Annotated in this window: 6 protein-coding genes and 1 pseudogene; 1 reads left to right on the plus strand and 6 read right to left on the minus strand. The window is 68.1% G+C overall.

The genetic code is table 11. The annotated features are described in order from the left end of the window. Both KBZ04_RS12840 and glpX read right to left on the minus strand, forming a co-directional pair. Window positions 1–323, minus strand: a pseudogene (locus KBZ04_RS12840) (glutamyl-tRNA reductase); the annotation flags it as partial. 34 nt (window positions 324–357) lie between these two features. Further along, entirely contained in the window at window positions 358–1,362 is a 1,005-nt protein-coding gene (gene glpX, locus KBZ04_RS12845; RefSeq protein WP_254992299.1) for a class II fructose-bisphosphatase, read from the minus strand. A 203-nt stretch (window positions 1,363–1,565) separates the two neighbouring features. Between glpX and rpe the strand changes: the two genes are divergently transcribed. Next, window positions 1,566–2,249 (plus strand): ribulose-phosphate 3-epimerase, encoded by a 684-nt coding sequence (rpe, locus tag KBZ04_RS12850; protein WP_254992300.1) that lies wholly within the window; start codon window positions 1,566–1,568, stop codon window positions 2,247–2,249. A 28-nt stretch (window positions 2,250–2,277) separates the two neighbouring features. On the opposite strand, the gene KBZ04_RS12855 is transcribed toward rpe, so the two are convergent. From KBZ04_RS12855 to lptB, 4 genes are read right to left on the minus strand one after another with little or no spacing between them, the layout of a single operon-like run. After that, on the minus strand, window positions 2,278–3,810 hold the full coding sequence (locus KBZ04_RS12855; RefSeq protein WP_254992301.1) for a glycosyltransferase family 39 protein: 1,533 nt from the start codon (window positions 3,808–3,810) through the stop codon (window positions 2,278–2,280). Between the two features lie 25 nt (window positions 3,811–3,835). Further along, complete coding sequence (gene ccsB, locus KBZ04_RS12860) at window positions 3,836–4,747, minus strand: c-type cytochrome biogenesis protein CcsB (protein WP_254955912.1); 912 nt, start codon at window positions 4,745–4,747, stop codon at window positions 3,836–3,838. 55 nt (window positions 4,748–4,802) lie between these two features. Continuing rightward, entirely contained in the window at window positions 4,803–6,023 is a 1,221-nt protein-coding gene (locus tag KBZ04_RS12865; RefSeq protein ID WP_254992303.1) for an LptF/LptG family permease, read from the minus strand. Further along, window positions 6,020–6,748 (minus strand): LPS export ABC transporter ATP-binding protein, encoded by a 729-nt coding sequence (gene lptB, locus KBZ04_RS12870; protein ID WP_254992304.1) that lies wholly within the window; start codon window positions 6,746–6,748, stop codon window positions 6,020–6,022. The genes KBZ04_RS12865 and lptB overlap by 4 nt, the downstream gene beginning before the upstream one ends. Window positions 6,749–6,864: the final 116 nt, after the last annotated feature.

Consider the following 6,864-nt stretch of genomic DNA (forward strand, 5'->3'; position numbering starts at 1 on the left):
TCGAGGCCGGCGGCCACCCGCAGCAGGTGGCCCACCGCCTCCTCGTGGTGGTAGGTGAACAGGTGGGGGCGCAGCTCTTCGACCGCCAGCCCGGACTGCTGGCTGAGGAAGTCGCCGACGGCGCTGATGCCCCGTTCGGGATGGCGCAGGAGGGTGTAGATCTCCAGTCGGTTGCAGGTGCTCAGGATCGAGGCCTCAATCACCTGTTCATCGGCCCGCAGACGCTGGAGGGAGTCCTCCATGGTCTGCTCGGGGATGCTCAGGCGCTCGCGGATTTCCACCGGAGCCGTGCGATGGCTCAGACCGACGACGGCGATGTGCATGGAGGCGGGCTCCGGGATCCGGGCTCTGGTGGATTCAGCGCAGGGCGATGCTCTTGGCGCCCTCCTTGATGTGCACCGTATCGGTGAAGCGGGCGCTGCGGTCGAGGGAGCTGATGATCAGGCTGCTGGTGCGGGTGCAGTCGGCCTCGAACACGACGCCCTTGAACAGCAGGCCGGGGGTGATGCCGCTGCCGGCGAAGACCACGTTCTCGCCGGAGGCCAGTTCCTCGGCCTCGTACACCTTGTCGACGTCGGTGATGCCCATCTCGTTGAGGCGGGCGATGTTGCCCTCCTTGGTGTAGTCGGCCCACTCGCTCGTCTGGGCGACGGCGGGGTCGTACACCAGCTGGCCCTGGAAGTGGCCGCCGAGGCAGCGCAGGGCGGCGGCGGAGATCACGCCTTCGGGGGCGGCGCCGATGCCCATCAGGCAATGGGTGCCGGTGCCGGCGAAGCCGCAGGCGATGGCGGCCTGCACGTCACCGTCGCTGATCGGCTTGACGCGGGCGCCGGTGGCGCGGATCTCGGCGATCAGGCCCTTGTGGCGGGCGCGGTCCATCACCACGATGGTGAGGTCGCTGGCGGGGATGCCGAGGCACTCGCTCAGAATGGCGATGTTCTCGGTGGCGCTCTTGCGGATGTCCACCTTGCCCTTGGCGGCCGGCGGCGCCGCCAGTTTCTTCATGTAGAAATCGGGGGCGTAGAAGAGGCCACCGCGGTCGCTGGCGGCCAGCACGGCCATCGAGCCGTCCTGGGCGTTGGCGCAGAGGTTGGTGCCTTCGCAGGGGTCGACGGCGAAGTCGACACCGGGGCCGGTGCCGCTGCCCACTTCCTCGCCGATGTACAGCATGGGGGCCTCATCACGCTCGCCCTCGCCGATGACGATGCGGCCCTGCATGGTGATGCTGCCCATGCGGGTGCGCATCGCCTCCACGGCAGCGGCATCGGCTTCGTCCTTCTTGCCGAGCCCTGTCAGGCGGGCAGAGGCGATGGCGGCCTGCTCGACGACTTCGAGCAGTTCCTGGATGAGAGTGCGATCCACAACGGTCCGGCGGGGGGAGGGGCCTCAACGAGGGGCCGGCACGCCGGAGGCGGACCGCAGGCAAAGCGGGGAAAGATCCAGCCGCTGCAAGGCCTCTCGGAGTCGAAGCGGGGCCATCGTATCAGCGCGTCCGGGCCCCCCCGGGAGCCCCACGGTGGGCCGCTCCTTACAATCCCTTCATTCTTCCGCTGCGGTGGCCGTCCATGAGCACCAAGCCCCTGGTGATCTCCCCGTCGATCCTCTCCGCCGACTTCTCGCGCCTCGGTGACGACGTCCGCGCCGTCGACGCCGCCGGTGCCGACTGGATCCACGTGGACGTGATGGATGGCCGCTTCGTGCCCAACATCACCATCGGGCCGTTGATCGTCGAGGCCCTGAGGCCGGTGACGACCAAGCCCCTGGACGTGCACCTGATGATCGTCGAGCCCGAGAATTACGTGGCCGATTTCGCCAAGGCCGGCGCCGACATCATCAGCGTCCAGGTGGAGGCCTGCCCCCATCTGCACCGCAACCTGAGCCAGATCAAGGACCTGGGCAAAATGGCTGGCGCCGTGCTCAACCCCAGCACCCCCCTCGACACCCTCGATTACTGCCTGGAGCTCTGTGATCTGGTGCTGATCATGAGCGTCAACCCCGGCTTCGGCGGCCAGAGCTTCATCCCCTCCCAGGTGGAGAAGATCCGCCAGCTGCGTCGCCTCTGTGACGAACGCGGCCTGGATCCCTGGATCGAAGTCGATGGCGGCGTCAAGGGCAGCAACGCCTGGCAGGTGATCGAGGCCGGCGCCAACGCGATCGTCAGCGGCTCGGGGGTCTTCGGCCACGCCGACTACGCCGAGGCCATCACCGGCATCCGCAACAGCCGCCGCCCGGAACCGGCCCTGGTCTGAACCACCCCCGTTGGGCGGGCCCGGCCCCTCAGGGCAACGGGCCCGCCTGGGCCCTGGGTCCATAGAAGCGAGGCAACGGGTAGGGAAGGGGGCCGAAACGGGCAAAGGCCAGCCGCAGCGCCGGTCTTCCGGCCCGAAGAATCTCCACGGTGCCCAGGGACTCCACGCTCCCCATCCAGGGCACCCAGGAGGCCGGAACCAGGGGCTTGCCAGGCTCCTCAAGGCCGAACACCACGCCGGTGCGGCCCCGGAAGCCGTCGGCAGGCTGCCACCAGGCGAAGCCCCTAGCGTCCGGGTTGAAGGTGGTGAACGTCACCCCATGGCCGCGACCCATGGCCAGGGAGAGGAAGCCCGGCAGGTCGTAGCGGTTGGCGGCAATGAGATCGGCCTCCTGGAGGGCTTTCCACAGGGCAGGGTGGCGTTGCAGGCCCCGGCGCAGGCTGTCAGGCGGCATCAGCTGGGTCGACGTGTCCAGACCGGCCGGCAACCAGGGGTCGAACACCCCCCAGCGCACCTGGGTGGCCAGGGTCAGCAGCAACGGCGGCAGGACCAGGGCCGTGCCCCAGCCCCCCGCCACGATCCAGGGCCGCAGTCTGGGCCGTTGCAGGCCGGCCAGCCAGTCAGCGGCGAGGGGGAGCAGCAGCCACCAGGCCGGCACCAGCCAGCTGGCGAGAACATGCATCCGTCCGGTCAGGGCCACGAACACCACCAGCTGCGGCAGCACCAGCCAGCGCAGCAGCTGCCTGGCCGCGACGGCCCGATCCCGGCCTGATCGGGGCAGCAGAGCCAGCAGCAGAACGACGCCGAGGGTCGGGAAGAGCAGTACCAGCTGGGAGAGCAGAAACAGGGGCGGGGCTGCCAGTGAATAACCGACCCCGGCATCGGTACGGCCGCCCTGGAAGAGAAAGGAGACCCAGCCATGGTCGATGTTCCAGAGCCACAGAGGCGCCGACACGATCAGCCACACCAGCCACCCCAGGGCAGGCCAGGGGCTGCGGTAGAGGGCCTGCCGATGGGCAGATCCAAGGCACCATCCCAGCAGGGAGAGCAGCACCAGGAAGGCGTGGTACTTCCCCAGGGTGACAAGGCCCAGAATCAGGCCAAGGCCGATGGCCTCCGCCGGCGTGCCTGGAATCACCTTCGGGTGTCGGGACAACCACCAGAGCAGGACGGCCAGGGCCAGCAGCAGGGGGCTGTCCGGCAGCAGCAGGACCCCTCCACACAGCAGCAGAAGCGGACAGAAGCTGCCCAGCAGGGCACTCACCAGGGCGGCCCGCTGGCCGAACCAACGCTTCGTCGCCTCGGCCAGGAGGGCGAGCGCGAGGGTGTAGCTCACCAGGGAGGGAAGCCTCAGGGCGAGGATCGATCCCCCCAACCGCTGGCCTGCCCAGGCCCAGATCCCCACCGCGGCGGGATGGTCGAAGTAGCTCAGGGCAGGATGCTGCCCGTAGAAGGTGTAATAGGCCTCGTCGTAACCCGGCGGCAGGATGGCGGAGAGGGCCAGCCTCAAGGCCAGCCCTGCCAGGAGGATCAGGGGGATCCGGAAATGCGGTTCCGGCAACGCCCGACGCCAGGCAGGCCCTGTTTTAGTCACCCAGGAACCAGCCGTAGCTGTGCAAGCCGATGCCGAGCAGATTAACGCCGATGTAGCAGACGGCGATCACCACCAGGCCGGCGGAGGCCACGATCGCCGGGCGACGCCCCTGCCAGCCGCGGATCAGGCGTGTGTGCAGGTAGGCCGCGTACACCAGCCAGCAGATCAGGGCCCAGGTTTCCTTGGGATCCCAGCTCCACCAGCTGCCCCAGGCCTCATTCGCCCAGACGGCCCCGCTCACCAGGCCCACGGAGAGCAGCAGGAAGCCCACCGTGATCGTGCGGTAGCTGAGGCTGTCGAGCTGTTCGCTGATGCGGAAGCTGCTGCTGCTCAGGGCCATGGCGCCGGGTCCGTCGCTGGCCAGCTGGGCCTGGCGGTAGCCGCCGCTGCCGATCGAGCTGCCGCGCAGCTCCAGATCCTGGTTGCGATCGACGAACAGCACGGCCACCGACAGCAGGGAGCCCACCAGCAGGGCGGCATAGCTGACCATGATCACGCTGACGTGCATGACCAGCCAGCTGGAGCGCAACGCCGGCACCAGGGGGGAGGCCTCCTGAAGGCGATCCGGCAGGGCGAAGCTGGCGAAGGCCACACAGCCCAGGCCCATCGGCGTGGCCGCCGCCGCCACCAGGGGGTTGGGCCAGCTGCGCTCCACCAGCAGCTGGGTGAGGGTGCAGGCCCAGGCCAGGAAACAGAGCGATTCGTAGAGGTTGCTGATCGGGAAGTGGCCCGACTCCCACCAGCGGAGCACCAGCTGGGCGGTGAGGCAAAGATTGGCCGAAGCCACCAGGATCCTGACCACCGGGTTGCTGTGGCCGCCGCTGACGGACCAGAAGGCGATGGGCAGAACCAGCAACAGCAGGGCGAAGGCCGCCAGACCAAGACCGATGACCGGATCGTTCACCAAAGGAGCGGAGCGAAACCGATCCACTCTGCCGTGTCGTCCGGCGGCTGGGGCCTCAGCGACTCGCCTGGCGCAGCAGCCACAGACCGCCGGCCAGACCGATGAACACGGGCAACCAGGCCGCCATGAAGGGCATCAGGGTGCCCGTGATGCCCAGGGAGCTGAAGATGAAGGACATCAGGTAGTAGCCGAAGATCAGCAGGACACTGATACCGAACCCCTGGCTGCGGCTGGTGCGCGAGTTGGGGCGGACCCCCAGGCTGCTGCCGATCAGTCCGAACACCAGGCAGATGGCCGGGAAGGCGAACTTCTCCTGGATCCGCACGCGCAGGCGTCGGGCTTCCTTGGTGTTGTTGGCCTCCAGCAGCAGCCGCTCGGCCGTGAGCGCCTGTCCGACCGTCATGGTGCCGGCATCGGTGGGCAGCTGGGCCACCTCGATCGGATCGCGGGTGAAGGGGTAGAGGTAACGGTCGAAGCTGGCGGAGGTGGTGGTCCCGGTAGCAATGTCGATGTTGGTGATGCGGCCCTTGTTGAACTCCCACATGCCCTGCTCCTCACTCCACTTGCCGGTCAGGGCGGTGAGCATCTGGCGATAGCCGTGGCGGGAGAAGTCGAGCAGGGTGACGTCGAGCATCACCCCTTTGCGGAACTGGCGGGCATGGAAGATGTGGGTCAGCCACTTCACCGAGTCTCCGTTCGCCAACTTGACATCGGTGAAGCGGGAATAGAGAGCGTTGTCGCTCTGCTCGGTGGCGATGTCCTTGCCCAGGGCCCGCTCCAGGCTGTTGGTGGCCTCCAGGTTCGCCCGCGGCACGATGGCGTCGTTGAACACGAAGGTGAGCAGGGTCATGACCAGGGCCAGGGCCATGGCCGGCAGCACCATGCGCCGGGTGCTCACGCCCACGCTGCGCAGGGCGGTCAGCTCGCTGCTCCCGGACAGGCGGCTGTAGGCCAGCAGGGTGGCCATCAGGGTGGCCATCGGGAACGAGAGCACCAGGAAGGAGGGCAGCCGCAGCAACAGCACCTTCACCGCCGCCAGAACCGGCAGGCCGGATTCGGCGACCCGCCGCACCAGCTCGAACACGGCTCCCACCGACAGGGAGACGGCGGTGAAGGCGGCAATGCCGAACAGCAGGGGGCCCAGCAGCTCCTGCAGCAACCAGCGATCCAGCAGGGGCAGATCCCGCCAGCGCGGGGTTCGTTGCCAGTCCCGCAGCCGCTCGCGGCTGGGCAACTGCAGCCAGGTGGGGCGTTTTTCCAGCAGAGCTCCCTTCAAAGCTGAAAGCCCTCGCCGAGGTAGTGACGACGCACCAGGGGATCGTTGGCCACCGACAGGGAAGGACCTGACGCCAGAATCCTGCCATCGGCCAGGATGTACGCCCTGTCGGTGATCGCCAGGGTCTCCCTCACGTTGTGGTCGGTGATCAGCACCCCCATCCGACGATGGCGCAGGGTATCGATCAGGGCCTGGAGGTCGGCCACGGCCATGGGATCCACACCGGCGAAGGGTTCATCGAGCAGCAGGTAGCGGGGACCCTGGTTCCCCACCGCCAGGGCCCTGGCCACCTCGCAGCGGCGCCGTTCGCCACCGGAGAGCTGGTAGCCGCGGCGGTGCTGAAAGCTGCCCAGATGGAAGTCGTTGATCAGCTCCTCGAGCCGCTGGCGACGCACGGCCGGATCCGAACCGCTCTCCTGGAGGGCCAGCATCAGGTTGTCGCGAACGCTGAGCTGGCGGAACACGCTCGCCTCCTGGGGGAGGTAGCCGATGCCCAGCCTGGCGCGACGCGGCATCGGCAGATGGGCGACGGAATCCCCATCCAGCAGCACCTTGCCGCAGTCGGGCCGGAGCAGCCCGGTGATCAGGTTGAAGGTGGTGGTCTTGCCGGCCCCGTTCGGGCCCAGGAGCCCCACCACCTCACCGGGACGGAGATCCAGGCTCACGTCACTCACCAGGGGGCGACCTGCGAGGGTGATCGCCACCCTCTCCAGTACCAGGCTCACGGCTTGGTGATGGCAGGCTTGGAGCTGCCCTGCTGCTGCAGACGGAACTTGCTGAAGACCTGTTTGCCGGCCGGTGGTTCCGCCACCATGCGTTCGCTGTCCAGCAGATACACCAG

Origin of the sequence: Cyanobium sp. N5-Cardenillas (assembly GCF_024345515.1) — a bacterium.
Lineage (GTDB): Bacteria > Cyanobacteriota > Cyanobacteriia > PCC-6307 > Cyanobiaceae > Cyanobium.